This window comes from Rhizobium sp. CF142, from assembly GCF_000281145.1.
Taxonomy (GTDB): domain Bacteria; phylum Pseudomonadota; class Alphaproteobacteria; order Rhizobiales; family Rhizobiaceae; genus Rhizobium.
On sequence record NZ_AJWE01000014.1, the window covers coordinates 1 to 17,091 of the forward strand.

A 17,091-nucleotide genomic window follows, 5' to 3' on the forward strand; every position below is an offset into this window, starting at 1 on the left:
ACATTTTTGTAACAGGTTGATTTTGTTGACAGTTTTACGGCATCCGGTCGAAGGGAGGAATTTTCCCGTCAAATCACCCCGTTTCGGATTGACTTTCGCCGATTCCGGCCAATCAGCGTCGGCTTCGTGTGCTGCCTTTATATGGGCCGGCGTGCAGGTGATTTCCAGGACGCTTGCCTCAACCGTCCCGATCGGTAGTTTGACACGGATATATCCATGCCTTTGGGGAGTTCGGAATGCTTGTCCTCGATGAAGACCAGACGCGGTCAGCGCTGCCTTGGGTGCAGCTCATCGATGCAATCGAAGCGATGTTTCGAAGTGATTGCGTCATGCCCGTCCGCCATCATCACGACATGGAGGTTCCAGGAGAAGAGAATGCCACCCTGCTGCTCATGCCGGCCTGGCTTCCCGGACAATATACGGGCATCAAGACGGTTTCGGTGTTTCCCGGCAATGTTCGTCGCAGCCTGCCTGCGATCTTCGGGAGCTATCTGCTTTCTTCTGCGGCAACCGGACAGATGCTGGCCGTCATCGAGGGCGGAGAATTGACGGCGCGGCGGACGGCAGCGACCTCGGCCTTGGCATCGCGCTATCTTTCCCGGACAGATGCAGAAGAAATGCTGGTCTGCGGCACCGGCCGACTTTCACTTAACCTCATGCAGGCACACGGGACAGTCAGGTCGATCCGGCGCTACCGTATCTGGGGACGCAATAGCGAGGCGGCGGAGAGGGCGGCGGAGGAAGCGCGGGCTCTTGGGCTACGGGCCGAGGCGGTGAGCGATATTGAAGCGGCCGCAAGAACAGCTGATATCATTTCCTGTGCGACACTCTCCAGTGAGCCACTTGTTCGTGGCGAATGGCTGAGGCCCGGCGCCCATCTCGATCTGGTCGGCGCCTTTAAGCCCAGCATGCGGGAGAGCGACGATGCGGCCGTGCTGCGCTCCGCCGTCTATGTTGACACGAGGGCAGGTGCGCTGAGCGAAGGCGGCGACATCGTCCAACCTTTGAGGAGCGGGCTGCTGAAAGAGAGCGATATACGCGGTGAACTGGCAGAGCTGATATCGGGTGCCTGTGACAGGCGGAAAGATGATCAGGAGATCACGCTCTTCAAATCCGTCGGTGCAGCGCTCGAGGATCTGGCTGCTGCCATCCTTGCCTATGAAATGGTGACGGGCCGAAAGTGAAGACGACGCCTTCTTTGCCGGAGCTTCCGGTTTCGCATGTGCTGCCTGATATCAGCGCGGCGCTTGGCAAGGAGAAGCGAGCCGTGCTTTCGGCTCCTCCAGGCGCCGGCAAAACGACGCTCGTGCCGCTTCATCTGCTTGGCCAGGCCTGGCGCGACGACGGGAAGATCATCCTGCTGGAGCCGCGCCGGCTGGCGGCGCGCGCCGCGGCGAGCCGCATGGCGTCCCTGCTTGGCGAGCAGGTGGGCGAAACGGTCGGCTACCGCATGCGCCTGGACAACAGGATATCGGCCAGGACGCGGATTGAGGTTGTCACCGAGGGCGTCTTCGCCCGCATGATTCTTGATGATCCCGAACTCTCCGGAGTCTCCACCGTCATCTTCGACGAATTCCACGAGCGGTCGCTGGATGCCGATTTCGGCCTTGCGCTGGCGCTCGACGTTCAATCGGCGCTTCGCGAGGACCTGCGTATCCTTGTCATGTCGGCCACGCTCGACATCGAACGGGTCGCTGCGCTGCTTAATCATCCGCCCGTCATCGAGAGTACGGGGCGAAGCTTTCCGGTTGATATCCACTATCAGGACCGGCCGGGCGGCGAGCGCATTGAAGACGCGATGGTGCGGGCGATCATCAGTTTTCATGCGAGCGAATCCGGATCGATTCTCGCCTTCCTCCCTGGCCAGGCGGAGATCACCCGGACGGCAGAGCGGCTCGAGGGGCGGTTCGGCGCCGAGACGCTGATTGCGCCGCTCTACGGCAATCTCAGCCAGAAGGAGCAGGATGCGGCGATCCGCCCTGCGGCACCGGGCACGCGCAAAATCGTGCTTGCGACTTCGATTGCCGAAACTTCGATCACTATCGACGGCGTACGGATCGTGATCGACAGCGGGCTGCAGCGACTACCGGTCTTCGAGGCATCGACGGGCATCACGCGGCTGGAAACCGTGCGGGTGTCGCGCGCTTCGGCCGACCAGCGCGCCGGCCGCGCGGGAAGGACAGAACCTGGCATCACAATCCGCCTGTGGCATCAGGGCCAGACGGCGGCACTTCCGGCCTTCACGCCACCACAGATTCTTTCGAGCGATCTTTCCGGTCTCGTGCTCGACCTCGCCCATTGGGGCGTACAGGATACGAAATCGCTCGCCTTTGTCGATCAGCCGCCGGAGACGACAATCAAAGAGGCACGCGCGCTATTGGTGCAGCTTGGCGCGCTGGACAAAGACGGCGCGTTGACCCCGCGAGGGAAGGTGATGCGCGACCTCGCCCTGCCGCCGCGGCTGGCTGCCATGGTGGTCTCGGCTGGCGAATCGGGTCATGCCAAGGATGCGGCGCTGATATCCGTGCTGCTGACCGAGCAGGGGCTCGGCGGCACCAGCATCGATCTGGAAGAGCGTCTGCGGCGGTTCAAAGGTGAAAAAGGCGAAAGGGCCGAGGCTTCGAGACGGCTCGCAGGAAGGCTCTCAGAAGGTTTCAATCGGGTTTCGAGCGCTGAACCTGCGCTCGCAGGAAGGCTTCTGCTGCATGCGTTCCCGGATCGAATCGCACTTCAGCGCGGGGCGCGCGGGCGGTATGTCATGGCGAACGGCCGAGGCGCCGAGCTTGCAGAGACCGAGCGGCTGGCCGGCAGCCAAATGCTGGTAATCGCCGATCTGACGGGTCGGGCCGCGCAGGGAAGAATTCTGGCAGCAGCGGACGTCTCCCGCGCCGACATCGAAGCCGAGCTGCCGGGCGAAATCCGGACGGACGATCAGACCTTTTTCGACAGGCAGAGCCGGCAGGTGCGGGCACGCCGGGCCACAAGACTCGGCGCGATCGTTTTCGAGGAAGCGCCGCTTCCACGCCCCTCGGGCGAGGCGGTAGTACGGGCGCTTGCGCAAGGATTGCAGGAGCTGGGGCTCGATCAGCTTCCCTTTTCCAAGGAGGCTCTGCAGCTTCGGGAGCGGATCGGCTTCCTGCACCGGACGATCGGTGAACCATGGCCCGATATGAGCGACGAAGCACTGCTTGACCGCATGGAAGACTGGTTCATCCCTTTCCAGATGGACGCGCGAGGGCTTTCGGATATTTCCGCCTCTGGGCTCTCCAGCGGACTGATGGCACTCGTGCCACACGACCTGCAGCGTGATCTCGCACGGCTCGCACCAACGCATTTCGAGGCGCCGACGGGGCAACGCCATCCGATACAATACGACGGCGAAGAGCCGACGCTGACGATCCGGGTACAGGAGCTCTTCGGTCTCAAGCAGCATCCGGCGGTCGCCGGTGGACGATTGCCTTTGCTGCTGGAGCTTACTTCGCCAGCCCACAGGCCGATCCAGACGACCCGCGACCTGCCAGGTTTCTGGGCGGGCTCGTGGAAGGATGTGCGCGCGGATATGCGGGGGCGCTATCCAAGACATCCCTGGCCGGAAAAGCCTGATGAAGCGGTGCCGACGACAAGGGCAAAGCCCCGTGGTACATAATCCGCCGGTGTTGGAGCGCCCTGCGTCCATTCGGACGCGCAAAGGACGCTCTAACTCTTTGAATCTACGCATCAGGCTTTCTGAAAATCGATTCTGATTTTCGGGCGATGCTGTAGGAGTGTGGCGTGATTGAGAAGACCGAAATCCAGACACGGGAAGACAGGCTAAGCAGCCGCAGGCTACGCCTGCAGACTTTGGTGCGATTACGATGGCTGGCGGTCACCGGCCAGGCGGTAACAGTCTTCATCGTCGCGTTCCTGTTGAAATTTCCCCTGCCGCTGGTTGCCAGCTGCTCGCTGATTGCGGCACTCGCCGCGGTGAATTTCTATCTGACGATTCGTTATCCGCCGACTCACCGGCTTGAGCCGCGTGCCGCTTTCGCGCTTTTGGGTTTCGACCTTCTACAGCTCTGCGCGCTGCTCTTCATTACTGGCGGCCTTGCCAATCCCTTTGCGGCATTGGTCTGCGTTCCCGTCATCATTTCCTTCGCCTCACAGCCGATCCGTTACAGTACGCCATTGATCGGCTTTGCAATGGTCTGCATTACCGTGCTTGCCTTCTCCCCTTTTCCGCTTCCGTGGTTCGACGGGATGGAAATCAACGTCCACAATGTCATGCAGTTCGGCGTCTGGTGTTCGATCGCCTCGACCATGGCCTTTGCCGCTTTCTATGCCTATCGGGTGTCGATGGAAGCGAGCCAGCTTGCCGACGCGCTGGCGGCGACAGAGCTGGTGCTGCAGCGGGAGAAGCATCTATCCCAGCTCGACGGGCTTGCAGCCGCTGCGGCCCATGAGCTCGGCACGCCGCTTGCCACGATCAGCGTCGTTGCCAAGGAGATGGAGCGCGAGCTCAAGAATGACGACCGGTTCCGCGAGGATGTGCAGCTTCTGCGTAGCCAGAGCGAGCGCTGCCGCGATATCCTTCGCCGGCTGACGACGCTCTCTGCCGAGGGCGAGGCGCATCTGCGGCGGCTACCCCTCTCCTCGATGATGGAAGAAATCGTGGCGCCACATCGGGAATTCGGCATCAAGCTGGAATTGGTAGAGAAGAGCCCGCGCAGGGGCGAGCCTGTTACCGACCGCAATGCCGGCATCATGTATGGGCTCGGCAACCTCGTCGAGAACGCTATCGACTATGCGCGGGAGAAGGTGACGGTCACGGTCGAGCACGATCACGAAAAGGTGCTCATCGTCATCGAGGACGACGGTAACGGCTACGCGCCCGATATTCTGACACGGATCGGCGAACCCTACGTCACCAAACGGCAGAGGGAAGATACGGCTGGAGGCCTGGGACTGGGGCTTTTCATCGCCAAAACGCTGCTGGAGCGATCCGGCGCATCTTTGATTTTCGAAAACCGCGATCCGGAAAACGCCGGCGCTCGCATTCGAATCGAATGGCCGCGCGTATTGATAGACGCAAATTCGACAAAATGACTTTGTGGGCATAAACAGAATAGAAGCGGTTGACGCATTCGGACATTCAACCGCCGGGACCGTAGCGATGACAGATCAGAACCACGAGATTTCCGCCGGCTCCAACGAGGAGCATATCGGGCCCGACCCGAGCCTGCTGATCGTCGACGATGACGGCCCCTTTCTGCGTCGTTTAGCACGGGCCATGGAGGCACGCGGCTTTCATGTGGAAACGGCCGAATCGGTGGCGGAAGGTGTGGCGAAGTCCCGGGGGCGGCCGCCGAAATATGCAGTGGTCGACTTAAGACTCGGTGACGGAAACGGTCTCGATGTCATCGAGGCGATTCGCCAGCGCCGCGACGACACGCGAATCATCGTGCTGACGGGCTACGGCAATATTGCCACTGCGGTGACGGCAGTGAAGCTCGGAGCTGTGGATTACCTGGCGAAGCCTGCCGACGCAGATGATGTGTTTGCGGCGCTCACGCAACGACCTGGGGAGAAGGCGGAACTGCCTGAGAACCCCATGTCGGCGGATCGCGTGCGCTGGGAGCATATCCAGCGTGTCTACGAAATGTGTGAGCGCAACGTGTCTGAGACGGCACGCCGGCTCAACATGCACCGCCGCACGCTGCAGCGCATCCTCGCCAAACGCGCGCCGAAATAGTCAGACATCATCCACGTTGAACGGCTTGCCGTTTGCCCATTCGGCCATCATCAGCCGCTGCGCGGCTGCGCGCGAAAAGTTGAGCGTTACAGCCTTGCGGGTCGCCGGCGGCAGACGGTGTTCAGGTGCCTCGCGCAGCATATGCGCCCCGTAACCATCTGAAAGAAAAAGGCCGCACTCCTCTGGGAAGATATCGACAGGCACATCCTTGTGTGTTGCAAAGAATAGCCGGTCGCAATGCAGACGGTAATCCGGCCATTTGCGATCGACCTTGAAGTCCTCGATCGACGTCTTGATCTCGATGATCCAGACCTCTCCCTTTTCAGAGATCGTAATCAGATCGGCCCGGCGGCCGCTCGCCAGCGGCAGTTCCGGCAGCACCGCATGGCGCATATCGTGGAGCAAAATCTGCATGCCACGGCGCACCATCATGGCCCTGTCCGATTGCCGGCCATCGATTAACGGATTGTTATTATAAACGCTCAAAATCGTCATGGATAAGTGTCAGGGGGCCTTGGTTATTGTTGCAAAAAAGCCATGCGCTTTTAATTTGCGGCGCAGATGGATTTTGTCGCACCGCAGCAGCCTTGCAAAGGCAAAGTTAATCGAAAATAAACCATAAGCAACGATGGTCGAAAGACTATCCTCCCTTGCCCCAAAACCTTCACGAGTCATCCATGCGCATCCGCAATGCATTCCCTGTATTTGGCCTGCTGGCGACCCTGGCACTGGCCGGCTGCTCCACGACGTCCGAATCCGCGTCCGTCGATGAAAAGGGCGCAGGTCCGACCGTTCAGACGGCACAAATCTTCAATGACGCCTACGGCGTAACCTCGGATGCCGGATACTCCCTGCCGGCAATTCCGATCGACCGCGTCAAGCCGGAATTCCGCCGACAGATCGTCAGCTACCAGAGCGACGAGCGTCCGGGCACGATCATCGTCAACACGCGCGAGCGTCACCTCTATTACATCCTGCCCAACGGCAAAGCCGTCCGTTACGGGATCGGCGTCGGCAAGCAGGGCTTCGCATGGTCCGGCACGGCCTATGTTGCCTGGAAGCAGGAATGGCCAAACTGGCATCCGCCGAAGGAAATGGCCGTCCGTCGTCCTGAAATCGCCAAGTATGTCGAAGACGGCATGGGTCCGGGCCTCACCAACCCGCTCGGCGCACGCGCCATGTATCTCTTCAACGAGAAGGGCCAGGACACGCTCTTCCGCCTGCATGGTACCCCGGAATGGGCCTCGATCGGCACTGCCGCTTCGTCGGGCTGCATCCGCCTGATGAACCAGGACGTGATCGATCTCTACAGCCGCGTCCGTCCGGGCAAGACCACTTCCAAGGTCATTGTTATCCAGTAAGCTAAAAGCTGAATTCGGTATAAAAAAGGCCGCCGGACTTTTGGGTCCGGCGTCCTTTTTGTATCTGGCATGCTCAGGCTCAGGCGGTCAGCTTTGCCTTGAGTTCGATGCGGCGGCGATGCAGGACCGGCTCGGTGTAGCCATTCGGCTGTTCCCTGCCCTTCAGGACCAGATCGAGTGCTGCCTGGAAGGCGATCGAATCATCGAAATTTCCGGCCATCTGGATATAGGCCGAATCGCCGGCATTCTGCTGGTCGACGACGGCGGCCATACGCTTCATCGTTTCGACGACCTGCTCCTTCGTGACGATTTTGTGGTGCAGCCAGTTCGCCATGTGCTGGGCGGAAATCCGCAGTGTCGCGCGGTCTTCCATGAGGCCGACATTGTTGATGTCTGGCACTTTCGAGCAGCCGATGCCCTGGTCGACCCAGCGTACGACGTAACCCAGAATGCCCTGGGCATTGTTGTCGAGTTCGCGCTGGACCTCTTCCGGCGTCCAGTTCGGCCGCACAACGACCGGCACCGAGAGAATATCGGAGAGCTTGGCGCGAGTACGATCCTTCAGGCCTTCCTGCACCTTGGCGACATTGATCTGGTGATAATGCGTGGCATGCAGAGTGGCGGCCGTCGGCGACGGCACCCAGGCGGTGTTAGCCCCGGCCTTCGGATGGGCGATCTTCTGCTCCAGCATTGCGGCCATCAGATCGGGCATGGCCCACATGCCCTTGCCGATCTGCGCATGGCGGGAGAGGCCGCATTCGAGGCCGATATCGACGTTCCAGTTTTCGTAGGCTCCAATCCAGGCGGCCTGCTTCATGTCGCCTTTACGGATCATCGGGCCGGCTTCCATCGAGGTATGGATTTCATCGCCTGTGCGATCGAGGAAGCCCGTGTTGATGAAGACGACCCGTTCGCGGGCAGCGCGGATGCACTCCTTGAGATTGACCGTCGTGCGGCGCTCCTCGTCCATGATGCCCATCTTCATGGTGTTGCGCGCCATGCCGAGGACATCCTCGACGCGCGAGAAGATCTCTACTGCGAAGGCGACCTCTTCGGGGCCATGCATCTTCGGCTTGACGACATACATGGAGCCGGCATGCGAATTCTTGCGGCGTCCGGATGGGCCGATGTCGTAGAGCGCTATCAGGCCGGTGATCACGGCATCCATGATGCCTTCCGGAACCTCGTTGCCATCGCGATCGACGATCGCCGGATTGGTCATGAGGTGGCCGACATTGCGCACCAGCATCAGCGAGCGGCGATGCAGTTCGAAGCTTTGCCCGCCGGGCGCCGTGTAGGCGATATCCGGATTGAGCTTGCGAACGAATGTCGAACCGGCCTTGGCCACTTCCTCCTGCAGGTCGCCCTTCATCAGGCCGAGCCAATTGCGGTAGACGACGACCTTGTCCTCGGCGTCGACGGCGGCAATGGAATCTTCGCAGTCCATGATCGTGGTGATGGCCGATTCCAGCCAGACGTCGGAAATATGGGCCGGATCGGTCTTGCCGATCGCGGTCGAGGCATCGAGCACGATTTCGATATGGACGCCATTATTCTTCAGGAGAATATGGGACGGCGCATTGGCATCGCCGCGATAGCCGGCCAAATGTCCGGCATCTTTCAGCGCCATTGCTTTGCCATCGACGGCAGCAATCGCCAGAACACCATTCTTGACGGCGAAGGAGCCGACATTCTTCCAGGAGCTGCCATCGAGGGGAACGGCGGAATCGAGGAAATTGCGTACCCAGGCAATGACCCTTTCGCCGCGCTTGGGGTTGTAACCCTTGCCCTTTTCGGCACCGTCCGTTTCCGGGATGGCATCGGTGCCATAGAGCGCGTCATAGAGCGAGCCCCAGCGGGCATTGGCGGCATTCAGCGCGTAGCGGGCGTTCATGACGGGAACCACGAGCTGCGGGCCGGCAAGAGAGGCGATCTCGGCATCGACATTGGCAGTCGAAACCTGAAAATCCGGCCCCTCGGGCAGGAGATAGCCGATCTCTTTCAGGAAGGACTGATAGGCGTCCATATCCGTCGGTGCGCCATTTTGGCGATACCAGTCGTCGATCCTTGCCTGCAGCTGGTCGCGCTTCAAAAGCAGCGCGCGGTTCTTCGGCGCCAGATCATGTACGATCGCCGAGAAATCGGCGAAGAACTTGTCCGCATCGATTGCGAGGCCCGGCAATGCCTCCTTCACGAGGAAATCATGAAGGACGGCTTCGATGAAGAGACCATTCTTTTCAATGCGGCTCATGCGGTGTCTCCCTTGCAGTGGCAGCTTTTTTCATGCTGCCACTTTGCCCGGCTTTCATTCACAGTCAATTCAGCAACAATTCGAAAGATTTATGCAGGCTTGGAAACAGTCCGGCGGGTCACGCGCATCGGAAGGCCGTTTTGCGGCTGCGTCGTCAGCTTCTGTACCGGCCAGGGATTCGTCTGATCGGTCGAATCGAAACGGTGGCGCTGCATCAGGACGGCCAGCGCGATAACGGCCTCCTGAAGCGCAAAGGTAGCGCCGATGCAGACGCGCGGACCGGCGCCGAACGGCAGGAACTGGAAACGGCCGATGGAAGCACGGTTTTCCGGCAGGAATCGTTCCGGCATATAGGCGCGCGGCCGATCCCAATGGAGCTCGTGGCGATGCAGCGTCCAGGGCATGACGAGCACGGTGACGCCGGCCTCGATCTCGACACGCTCGCCCTTGGGGCTGGTCCAGGAATCATCTGCAATGGCAGCGCGATTGATCGAAGGAGCTGGCGGATAAAGGCGGAGTGCCTCCTCGAAGGCGGCGCGGGTCTGCGGCATCAGATCCGGCCATTCGACCGGTTCCGCGCCTGACGCGAGGATCCTGTCGATCTCCTCTTCCATCGCCTCGCGGATATGCGGGCTGTTGGAGACACAATAGAGCGTCCAGGCGAGCGCGCGGGCGGTTGTCTCGTGACCCGCACCGATGAAGGTCAGGATATTGTCCTCGATCTCCTCCTTCGTCAGGCCATCGGGACCGGCCTGCTCCAACAGCAGGGTCAGGAAATCGTTCGGCGCCGTGCTGCGGTCGGCTTTCATCTTGGCGAGCCGCATATCCATGGTGTTGCGGACGATGGCGCGGAATTTCTCCAGGACCTTCTGGCCGCCGATGCGTGTCACACGTGGAACCCAGGACGGGGCCCGCAGCAGATCCATCGGATCGACGCGGCCCATGCGATGCAGCAGCTCGTTGACATCATCGGCGAAGTGGCCGCTCGATGTGACGATCTCACCGGAAAACAACGTATCTGCGAGAATGGCGAAGGTCAGTTCCGTCATGTCGGTGCTGATATCGAAAATCGTGCCGGCGTCGCCGACATCTGCATATTTGCGGGCATAGTCTTCCGACTGACGCAGCATCTGGCTGGCAAAGCCCTTGGCATGCCGAGGCGTGAAGACAGGGGCGACAGCCTTGCGCGAGCGCTTCCAGACGGGGCCTTCCGCGGTCAGAAGCCCATCGCGCAGGATCGGGCGCAGGACGAGCTGACGGACATCGGACATGCGGTAGTTGTTGGCGTTATCGACCAGCACATGTTTGATAAGGCCGGGATCGTTGACGATCAGCGTTCTCTGACCGAAGAAATTGGTGCGGATCCAGGGCAGCGTATAGGACTGTTCGCCCCAGAGCTCGAGCGGGTTGCGGAAAATCGTCCTGATGATCTCGAGCCGCGACGGCGGCACGGTGCGCGGCAGCGGTGCCGGCGGTACGAATGGTTCCGGACGCATGTCCATCAGCATAGCCTTTCCCGGGAGATATCGTCTTCCCGGCAGGCCTGAAGTTAGAGCAGGCCCTTGAGCTGGTCCAGTTTGTCGTTGATCAGCCAGCCGTAATAATTCTCTTCCGGCCAAACCGCCGTGCCGGAGGAACGATTCTTGGCGGCAAGGGCTGCGGCGCGCTGGCGGGAATTGCCGACATTATAAAGCGTGGCTGTCACCCCTGGATTGCCGGAGATATCCATGCCGGCGATCTCCTTGTAGTCGTCGATCGACCTGCGGATCGAGGCGGCGACGAAGGCGAGCGAGATGTCTGGGTCCATGATTGCCTTGTAAACCGAGCCGGCATTCTTCTCGTTCAGCTTCGGATAGCCGGAAACGCGGGATACGAGGTCAGACAGCATCAACGCCGTCAGCGGATTGACCTGGCCAAGGCCGAAGGTCTGGCCTGCATAGAAGGGCTGGAAGAAGACGGCGCTGAAGCGGTTGTTCGGGAAGCTCTTGCCACCGACGGTCTTTCCACGAAAATCACTTTCCCAGACATCCTCGCGGCAAGTCCAGAGCGTGTAGGAATCGCTCTTGCCGTTGCAGGCGGCAAATTGCGGCCGGTCGACAAAATCGTCGACGTTCTCGCCATCATAGGCAAAGCGGAAGCTCTCACCGGCATAGGAAGCGGCCTTCACGTAATAGGCCTGCAGGCGGTCATAGGCATCGACATTATAAGTATGTTCGCCAACGATCGCGCCGATCACATGAATGGGATTGATGCCGTAAGCGTTTGAGACCTTCTTTATCTTGCCCAGGAGCTCGTGGTCGGTCGACAGGAGGTCGTACACCTTCTCATATTTGATATCGAAGGTCGTCTTGGTGCCCTTGGTGCGGCGGACCGAAGCGCCTGGAATATCCGGCTGCTCGGCATGACGGTTGCCGGGCGGAACGACCTGCGCCGCAAAGGCAGGTACCGAGCCCGCAAGGGTCATGGCAATCACAAGGCTTGTCAAAAGGCGTCGCACGATCTGCTTTCCCGTCTTTCCCTGTCGTCTTTGTGTCGCGGCTGACTGGACCAGAATCTTGTCCGAATAAAGCCGTACAAAAAACAAAGCAGGCCTTTCACTAAAAAGTAAAAGGCCTGCTGTCGAGAGTTCAGATCGTCAAAGTTTTTGCATTATCTGCGCAAAGACAGGAAACGATGTTTCCCCCTATCACAGGATGAAGCGCGACAGGTCGGTATTCTGCGCGAGATCGCCGACATGCTCACGCACGTAAGCGGCGTCGATCTTCACATCCGTGCCGGCGCGATCCGGTGCGTTATAAGAGATGTCGTCCAGGACCCGCTCCATGACCGTCTGCAGGCGGCGCGCGCCGATATTTTCGACGGAGGAGTTCAGATGGACAGCGACATCGGCGAGTGCATCGATCGCGTCATCGGTGAAATCGAGCGTCAGGCTTTCGGTTTCCATCAGCGCCTTGTACTGGCGAATGAGGCTTGCCTCGGTTTCCGTCAGGATGCGGCGGAAGTCTTCCTTGTTCAGCGGACGAAGCTCGACACGGATCGGCAAGCGGCCCTGCAATTCCGGCAGCAGATCCGACGGCTTGGAAACATGGAAGGCGCCGGAGGCGATGAAGAGGATGTGATCCGTCTTCACCGGGCCGTATTTGGTGGAAACCGTCGTGCCTTCGACGAGCGGCAGCAGGTCGCGTTGGACGCCTTCGCGGGAAACGCCGGCGCCGACACCGCCATCGCGGGCCGCGATCTTGTCGATTTCGTCGAGGAAGACGATGCCGTCATTCTCGACCGAGCGCACAGCCTCACGCTGAATGACTTCATTGTCGATCAGTTTGTCGGACTCGTCGCGGACCAGGTCGGTGTAGGAGGCCTTGACCGTGGTGCGCACCTTCTTGGTGCGGCCGCCCATCGCCTTGCCGAACATTTCCGACAGATTCAGCACGCCGATATTGGCGCCCGGCATGCCCGGGATATCGAAACCGCCCATGCCGGAGCCGGTATCGGCCACTTCGATATCGATTTCCTTGTCGTCGAGCTCGCCGTTGCGCAGTTTCTTGCGGAAGCTTTCACGTGTGGCGGGCGAGGCGGTCGCACCGACCAGCGCATCGAGAACGCGCTCTTCGGCGCTCATATGGGCCTTGGCCTGAACCTCAGTACGCTTCTTTTCGCGCACCAGGCCGATGCCGACCTCGACGAGATCGCGGATGATCTGCTCGACGTCGCGGCCGACATAACCGACTTCGGTGAACTTCGTGGCCTCGACCTTGATGAAAGGTGCACCGGCGAGCTTGGCGAGGCGACGGGAGATTTCCGTCTTGCCGACGCCGGTCGGGCCAATCATCAGAATATTCTTCGGCATGACTTCGTCACGCAGGCTCGGATCGAGCTGATGACGGCGCCAACGATTGCGCAGCGCAATCGCCACGGCGCGCTTGGCCTCATGCTGGCCGATAATGTAGCGGTCGAGCTCGGAAACGATCTCGCGGGGAGAAAAGGTGGTCATTGTCTGTCATTCTCCTGGCGGTCCAGGGCCATCAGAAGCGCCCGGCCGTAATTCGTAGTAGTTTCGCCAAGTCTTTGGAAGCCTGCCTTGGCATAAGCTCTGATTGCGAAGATGTTGTCCGGGTGCGGATCGACCAGGACGCGGTTCTTGCCCCTATCAAAAAGCGTCCGGCAGAAATGCGCCATGAAGGCTGGGCCATGACCCTTTCCCAGAAGTGTTTCGGTGCCGATGAACTGATCGATGCCACAGGTGCCTTCGGGCTGACCGTCCAGCGCGGCATCGTCTTCATCATCGAGATCCGCCACCTGAATGAAGGCAAAATCCCTGCCGTCAAGTGTCACTATGTAGGGTTCGACCGCCGGATCACGCAGATGCTCCTCAATCGAAACCAGCGCCTCCTCCGGCTCGCCCCACCAGCGGCGGACATGCTGTTGCTCCAGCCATTCGGCCAGAAGCGGCAGGTCAGCCACCGTGACGGAACGGAAGGCATAATCCGTCATTCCGCGTCCAGCGTTTCCACGATGACATTGTGGTTTGTATAGACGCAGATATCGGCAGCGATATCGAGCGCGCGACGGGCGATCTCTTCGGCAGACTTATCGGTGTCGGCAAGCGCAAGAGCTGCGGCAAGCGCGAAATTGCCGCCCGAACCGATGGCCATGACGCCATGCTCGGGCTCCAGCACGTCGCCATTGCCGGTGATGGCCAGCGTCACCGACTTGTCGGCGACCAGCATCATGGCTTCGAGATTGCGCAGGTAACGGTCGGTACGCCAGTCCTTGGCGAGCTCGACGGCGGCGCGCATCAGCTGACCCGGATATTGCTCGAGCTTCTTCTCAAGTCTTTCCAGAAGGGTGAAGGCGTCAGCCGTCGCACCGGCGAAACCGGCGATCACCTCGCCCTTGCCGATACGGCGCACCTTGCGGGCGTTGCCCTTCATGACAGTCTGGCCAAGGCTGACCTGGCCATCGCCAGCTACTATGACCTTGCCGCCTTTTCGAACTGTTATAATTGTCGTCATCTAACACCTGTTGCCCCAACTCACGGGCTGTTTCAGCGCCGAATATCGGCGCCGTTGAACCCTATGTAAGAGGGTCCGCCGCGATTGCAAATGGCCTGGCTTTTCTGCCCTTGCGCTTCTGGATATTTCGCAATGCGCCTGATAAGGAACCACCTTGATTTCAAGGAGAAAGCCATATGGCCGAGACCGCAGTAACCCGCACGGGCAGCGTTTCCCGCAAGACCAACGAGACGTCCATTTCCGTTTCCGTCAATCTCGACGGCACCGGCAAATCGACGATTTCGACGGGCGTCGGCTTCTTCGATCATATGCTGGAACAGCTTTCGCGACATTCGCTGATCGACATGGAAATCGAGGCCAAAGGCGACCTGCATATCGACGACCATCACACGGTCGAGGATACCGGCATCGCAATCGGCCAGGCGATTTCGAAGGCGCTCGGCGACCGCCGCGGCATCACGCGTTACGCCTCGATCGATCTCGCCATGGACGAGACGATGACGAAGGCGGCTGTCGATCTCTCCGGCCGTCCCTTCCTCGTCTGGAACGTCTCGTTCAGCGCGCCGAAAATCGGTACTTTCGATACCGAACTCGTGCGCGAGTTTTTCCACGCGCTTGCGCAAAATGCCGGGATCACCCTGCATATTCTCAACCACTATGGTGCCAACAACCACCATATTGCAGAGACATGCTTCAAGGCCGTCGCCCGCGTCCTGCGCACGGCGACAGAGATCGATCCGAGACAGGCGGGCCGTGTTCCCTCGACGAAGGGCACGCTCGTCTGAGCCCCAGCAGGGAGCGTCAGATGACATCCAGCTACGTTTTTCTTGTTCCGCCTGATGGTCAGCGCGAGGATACCCTCACGATCCGCGATGGTTTCTCGTGGCTTGCCTTCCTCTTCCCCTGGATCTGGCTGCTTGCGCATCGCCTCTGGCTTCATGCGATCATTGCCTTCGCGCTGCAGGCGATCGGCGGCGTGTTGGCAGAGGAATCGGGCTTCGGGCCGGCGGGCATGGCACTCGCTTTCGCCGTCAACCTGTTCGTCGGGTTCGAAGGACAAAATTTCCGCATCCGCAATCTCGCCTCCCGTGGCTGGCGGGAAGAGGCGGCCATCGGCGCTTCCTCGATCGACCTTGCGGAAGAGATCTATTTTTCCAATATCGAGACCGGCGCCGATCTGAAAGCGCCCGAATGGAACCAGGCTTCCGGCCCGCAGGCATGGCAGAGCCATTCCACTTCCCTCGGTCTCTTCGGTTTTGATGGAGGACGCAAATAATGCGCGTCGCAATTATCGACTACGGCTCTGGCAATCTGCGCTCGGCCACCAAGGCTTTCGAACGCGCGGCCCGTGAAGCTGGTATCGAGGCGGAGATCAATCTGACCGACAAGGCGGAGATCGTTGCCGCGGCCGACCGTATCGTGCTGCCGGGCGTCGGCGCCTACGCCGATTGCCGTCGCGGGCTCGATGCCGTGCCCGGCATGACGGAAGCCCTGCTCGAAGGCGTCGAGCGGAAGGCGCGCCCGTTCCTCGGTATTTGCGTCGGCATGCAGCTCATGTCCTCACGCGGTCTTGAGAAGACGACGACCAAAGGTTTCGGCTGGATTCCGGGCGATGTCGTGGAGATGACGCCTGCTGATCCGGAGCTGAAGATCCCACAGATCGGCTGGAACACACTCGACCTGAAACATGAACATCCGCTTTTCGACGGCATCCCAACCGGGCCAGATGGCCTGCACGCCTATTTCGTGCACTCCTACCATCTCGCCGCCGAAAATGCCGGCGACGTCATTGCCACCACCGACTATGGCGGGCCGATGACGGCCTTTGTCGGGCGGGACAATATGGCCGGTTCCCAGTTCCACCCGGAAAAAAGCCAGAAGCTTGGGCTGGCGCTGATCGCGAATTTCCTGCGCTGGGCGCCGTAAAGGCTGGCTTTTAATACGCGCGCCTTATTTCCCCTGTAGTTGAAAAGAGCAGTTACAGGAGCGCGCCCAATGCCGGCTTCGCGGAAATCAGGCAAGATATTCTACAGGCTGCGGCCCTCCAGAGAGGGGCAGCCGCCTTTTGTCGATATCAGGTTGCCCGGCGGGACGATCATCCGCCAGGTCGATGAGACCCTGCATCGCAAAGCACTCGCGAACGCGGCCAGGGCACTCAAAGAGAGGCTCGGCGGCTGATGCAGGAGAGCTTTCCAGGGAACGAGAATTCACGGCTGCGATCAGGCGAAATAAGCGCCGGCGATCTCGCCGAAGCGGTGCTGGAATTCTATATCGAAGGCGAGGATGATCTGATCGGCCTGCTTGCCTATGCGCTTTACGAGCGCCAGAAGCGCGACTTCATCGTCAGCCATCGCAAGCGCAATGCCGGCCGCTCGCCGAACGAGGCGGAAATCGCAGCAGTGACGAGCAACTACCTCTCCGCCGATCTACGCAACACGTTGCGCGACCGCGCCTCGCAAATCCTTTCGAGCTACGCCGAGACCTATGTCGAGGCCATGGAGCCGCAGATTCAGCTTGTGGCCACCAACAGCGAGGCGCTGCGGCAGGCGCGCGATATTGAAAAGTCCGTGAAGAAGCGCACCGGCTTCTGGCGCCAGGTCCGGGTGGCCTTCACCGTGACCCTGCTGCTGATCGTGCTTTTTGCCGCGCTCGCCATTGCCGCTGTCTTTTTTCGTTTGGATATCGTAGATGCGTGGAATGCACTGATGGTGCCAACGACGCTACGGACCTGAGACG

Annotated in this window: 18 protein-coding genes; 10 read left to right on the plus strand and 8 right to left on the minus strand. The window is 60.2% G+C overall.

Annotated features, from left to right (window positions below; translation table 11 throughout):
• The first annotated feature begins 236 nt into the window (after positions 1 to 236).
• From PMI11_RS04145 to PMI11_RS04160, 4 genes are all read left to right on the plus strand, one after another.
• The gene (locus PMI11_RS04145) at positions 237 to 1,184 is read left to right on the plus strand and encodes an ornithine cyclodeaminase family protein (RefSeq protein WP_007813694.1); all 948 of its coding nucleotides are present in this window, start codon (positions 237 to 239) and stop codon (positions 1,182 to 1,184) included.
• Entirely contained in the window at positions 1,181 to 3,646 is a 2,466-nt protein-coding gene (hrpB, locus tag PMI11_RS04150; RefSeq protein ID WP_007813695.1) for an ATP-dependent helicase HrpB, read from the plus strand. Before PMI11_RS04145 ends, hrpB begins: the two co-directional genes overlap by 4 nt.
• 125 nt (positions 3,647 to 3,771) lie before the next feature.
• A complete protein-coding gene (locus tag PMI11_RS04155; RefSeq protein ID WP_007813698.1) occupies positions 3,772 to 5,082 on the plus strand; it encodes an ActS/PrrB/RegB family redox-sensitive histidine kinase in 1,311 nt (436 codons plus the stop codon).
• Positions 5,083 to 5,149: 67 nt separating this feature from the next.
• Positions 5,150 to 5,728: an ActR/PrrA/RegA family redox response regulator transcription factor gene (locus tag PMI11_RS04160; protein WP_007813699.1), complete on the plus strand. Its 579-nt coding sequence runs from the start codon at positions 5,150 to 5,152 to the stop codon at positions 5,726 to 5,728.
• On the opposite strand, the gene PMI11_RS04165 is transcribed toward PMI11_RS04160, so the two are convergent.
• Positions 5,729 to 6,223 (minus strand): MmcB family DNA repair protein, encoded by a 495-nt coding sequence (locus tag PMI11_RS04165; protein WP_037070647.1) that lies wholly within the window; start codon positions 6,221 to 6,223, stop codon positions 5,729 to 5,731. It abuts the gene before it with no gap.
• A gap of 9 nt (positions 6,224 to 6,232) precedes the next feature.
• The gene (locus tag PMI11_RS37220; protein WP_157179592.1) at positions 6,233 to 6,403 is read right to left on the minus strand and encodes a hypothetical protein; all 171 of its coding nucleotides are present in this window, start codon (positions 6,401 to 6,403) and stop codon (positions 6,233 to 6,235) included.
• A gap of 2 nt (positions 6,404 to 6,405) precedes the next feature.
• On the opposite strand from PMI11_RS37220, the gene PMI11_RS04170 reads away from it, so the two are divergent.
• A complete protein-coding gene (locus PMI11_RS04170) occupies positions 6,406 to 7,089 on the plus strand; it encodes a L,D-transpeptidase (RefSeq protein ID WP_007813704.1) in 684 nt (227 codons plus the stop codon).
• A 79-nt stretch (positions 7,090 to 7,168) separates the two neighbouring features.
• On the opposite strand, the gene PMI11_RS04175 is transcribed toward PMI11_RS04170, so the two are convergent.
• From PMI11_RS04175 to hslV, 6 genes are all read right to left on the minus strand, one after another.
• On the minus strand, positions 7,169 to 9,340 hold the full coding sequence (locus tag PMI11_RS04175; RefSeq protein ID WP_007813707.1) for a malate synthase G: 2,172 nt from the start codon (positions 9,338 to 9,340) through the stop codon (positions 7,169 to 7,171).
• An 89-nt stretch (positions 9,341 to 9,429) separates the two neighbouring features.
• Entirely contained in the window at positions 9,430 to 10,842 is a 1,413-nt protein-coding gene (locus PMI11_RS04180) for a cytochrome P450 (protein WP_037070662.1), read from the minus strand.
• Between the two features lie 47 nt (positions 10,843 to 10,889).
• Entirely contained in the window at positions 10,890 to 11,837 is a 948-nt protein-coding gene (locus PMI11_RS04185; protein ID WP_037070663.1) for a DUF1402 family protein, read from the minus strand.
• A gap of 189 nt (positions 11,838 to 12,026) precedes the next feature.
• A complete protein-coding gene (gene hslU, locus PMI11_RS04190; protein ID WP_007813711.1) occupies positions 12,027 to 13,334 on the minus strand; it encodes an ATP-dependent protease ATPase subunit HslU in 1,308 nt (435 codons plus the stop codon).
• Complete coding sequence (locus PMI11_RS04195) at positions 13,331 to 13,834, minus strand: GNAT family N-acetyltransferase (RefSeq protein WP_007813713.1); 504 nt, start codon at positions 13,832 to 13,834, stop codon at positions 13,331 to 13,333. The genes hslU and PMI11_RS04195 overlap by 4 nt, the downstream gene beginning before the upstream one ends.
• Positions 13,831 to 14,355, minus strand: coding sequence for an ATP-dependent protease subunit HslV (gene hslV / locus PMI11_RS04200; RefSeq protein ID WP_007813715.1), 525 nt, complete (start codon positions 14,353 to 14,355; stop codon positions 13,831 to 13,833). The genes PMI11_RS04195 and hslV overlap by 4 nt, the downstream gene beginning before the upstream one ends.
• A 176-nt stretch (positions 14,356 to 14,531) precedes the next feature.
• On the opposite strand from hslV, the gene hisB reads away from it, so the two are divergent.
• The 5 genes from hisB to PMI11_RS04225 all read left to right on the plus strand — a co-directional run bounded on the left by hisB (position 14,532) and on the right by PMI11_RS04225 (position 17,087).
• On the plus strand, positions 14,532 to 15,140 hold the full coding sequence (gene hisB / locus PMI11_RS04205) for an imidazoleglycerol-phosphate dehydratase HisB (RefSeq protein ID WP_007813716.1): 609 nt from the start codon (positions 14,532 to 14,534) through the stop codon (positions 15,138 to 15,140).
• A 20-nt stretch (positions 15,141 to 15,160) separates the two neighbouring features.
• A complete protein-coding gene (locus PMI11_RS04210) occupies positions 15,161 to 15,631 on the plus strand; it encodes a DUF2628 domain-containing protein (RefSeq protein ID WP_007813719.1) in 471 nt (156 codons plus the stop codon).
• Positions 15,631 to 16,281: an imidazole glycerol phosphate synthase subunit HisH gene (hisH, locus tag PMI11_RS04215; protein WP_007813721.1), complete on the plus strand. Its 651-nt coding sequence runs from the start codon at positions 15,631 to 15,633 to the stop codon at positions 16,279 to 16,281. The genes PMI11_RS04210 and hisH overlap by 1 nt, the downstream gene beginning before the upstream one ends.
• 69 nt (positions 16,282 to 16,350) lie before the next feature.
• A complete protein-coding gene (locus tag PMI11_RS04220) occupies positions 16,351 to 16,533 on the plus strand; it encodes a hypothetical protein (protein WP_007813723.1) in 183 nt (60 codons plus the stop codon).
• Positions 16,530 to 17,087: a hypothetical protein gene (locus tag PMI11_RS04225; protein ID WP_037070649.1), complete on the plus strand. Its 558-nt coding sequence runs from the start codon at positions 16,530 to 16,532 to the stop codon at positions 17,085 to 17,087. The genes PMI11_RS04220 and PMI11_RS04225 overlap by 4 nt, the downstream gene beginning before the upstream one ends.
• Positions 17,088 to 17,091 lie beyond the last annotated feature (4 nt).

Excerpts from the sequence above, each read along its gene's own strand:
- PMI11_RS04145 (WP_007813694.1), top strand. The coding sequence starts at position 237 with ATGCTTGTCCTCGATGAAGACCAGACGCGGTCAGCGCTGCCTTGGGTG.
- PMI11_RS04160 (WP_007813699.1), top strand. The coding sequence starts at position 5,150 with ATGACAGATCAGAACCACGAGATTTCCGCCGGCTCCAACGAGGAGCAT.
- PMI11_RS04165 (WP_037070647.1), bottom strand. The coding sequence starts at position 6,223 with ATGACGATTTTGAGCGTTTATAATAACAATCCGTTAATCGATGGCCGG.
- PMI11_RS37220 (WP_157179592.1), bottom strand. The coding sequence starts at position 6,403 with ATGACTCGTGAAGGTTTTGGGGCAAGGGAGGATAGTCTTTCGACCATC.
- PMI11_RS04170 (WP_007813704.1), top strand. The coding sequence starts at position 6,406 with ATGCGCATCCGCAATGCATTCCCTGTATTTGGCCTGCTGGCGACCCTG.
- PMI11_RS04175 (WP_007813707.1), bottom strand. The coding sequence starts at position 9,340 with ATGAGCCGCATTGAAAAGAATGGTCTCTTCATCGAAGCCGTCCTTCAT.
- PMI11_RS04180 (WP_037070662.1), bottom strand. The coding sequence starts at position 10,842 with ATGGACATGCGTCCGGAACCATTCGTACCGCCGGCACCGCTGCCGCGC.
- hslU (WP_007813711.1), bottom strand. The coding sequence starts at position 13,334 with ATGACCACCTTTTCTCCCCGCGAGATCGTTTCCGAGCTCGACCGCTAC.
- PMI11_RS04195 (WP_007813713.1), bottom strand. The coding sequence starts at position 13,834 with ATGACGGATTATGCCTTCCGTTCCGTCACGGTGGCTGACCTGCCGCTT.
- hslV (WP_007813715.1), bottom strand. The coding sequence starts at position 14,355 with ATGACGACAATTATAACAGTTCGAAAAGGCGGCAAGGTCATAGTAGCT.
- hisB (WP_007813716.1), top strand. The coding sequence starts at position 14,532 with ATGGCCGAGACCGCAGTAACCCGCACGGGCAGCGTTTCCCGCAAGACC.
- PMI11_RS04210 (WP_007813719.1), top strand. The coding sequence starts at position 15,161 with ATGACATCCAGCTACGTTTTTCTTGTTCCGCCTGATGGTCAGCGCGAG.
- hisH (WP_007813721.1), top strand. The coding sequence starts at position 15,631 with ATGCGCGTCGCAATTATCGACTACGGCTCTGGCAATCTGCGCTCGGCC.
- PMI11_RS04220 (WP_007813723.1), top strand. The coding sequence starts at position 16,351 with ATGCCGGCTTCGCGGAAATCAGGCAAGATATTCTACAGGCTGCGGCCC.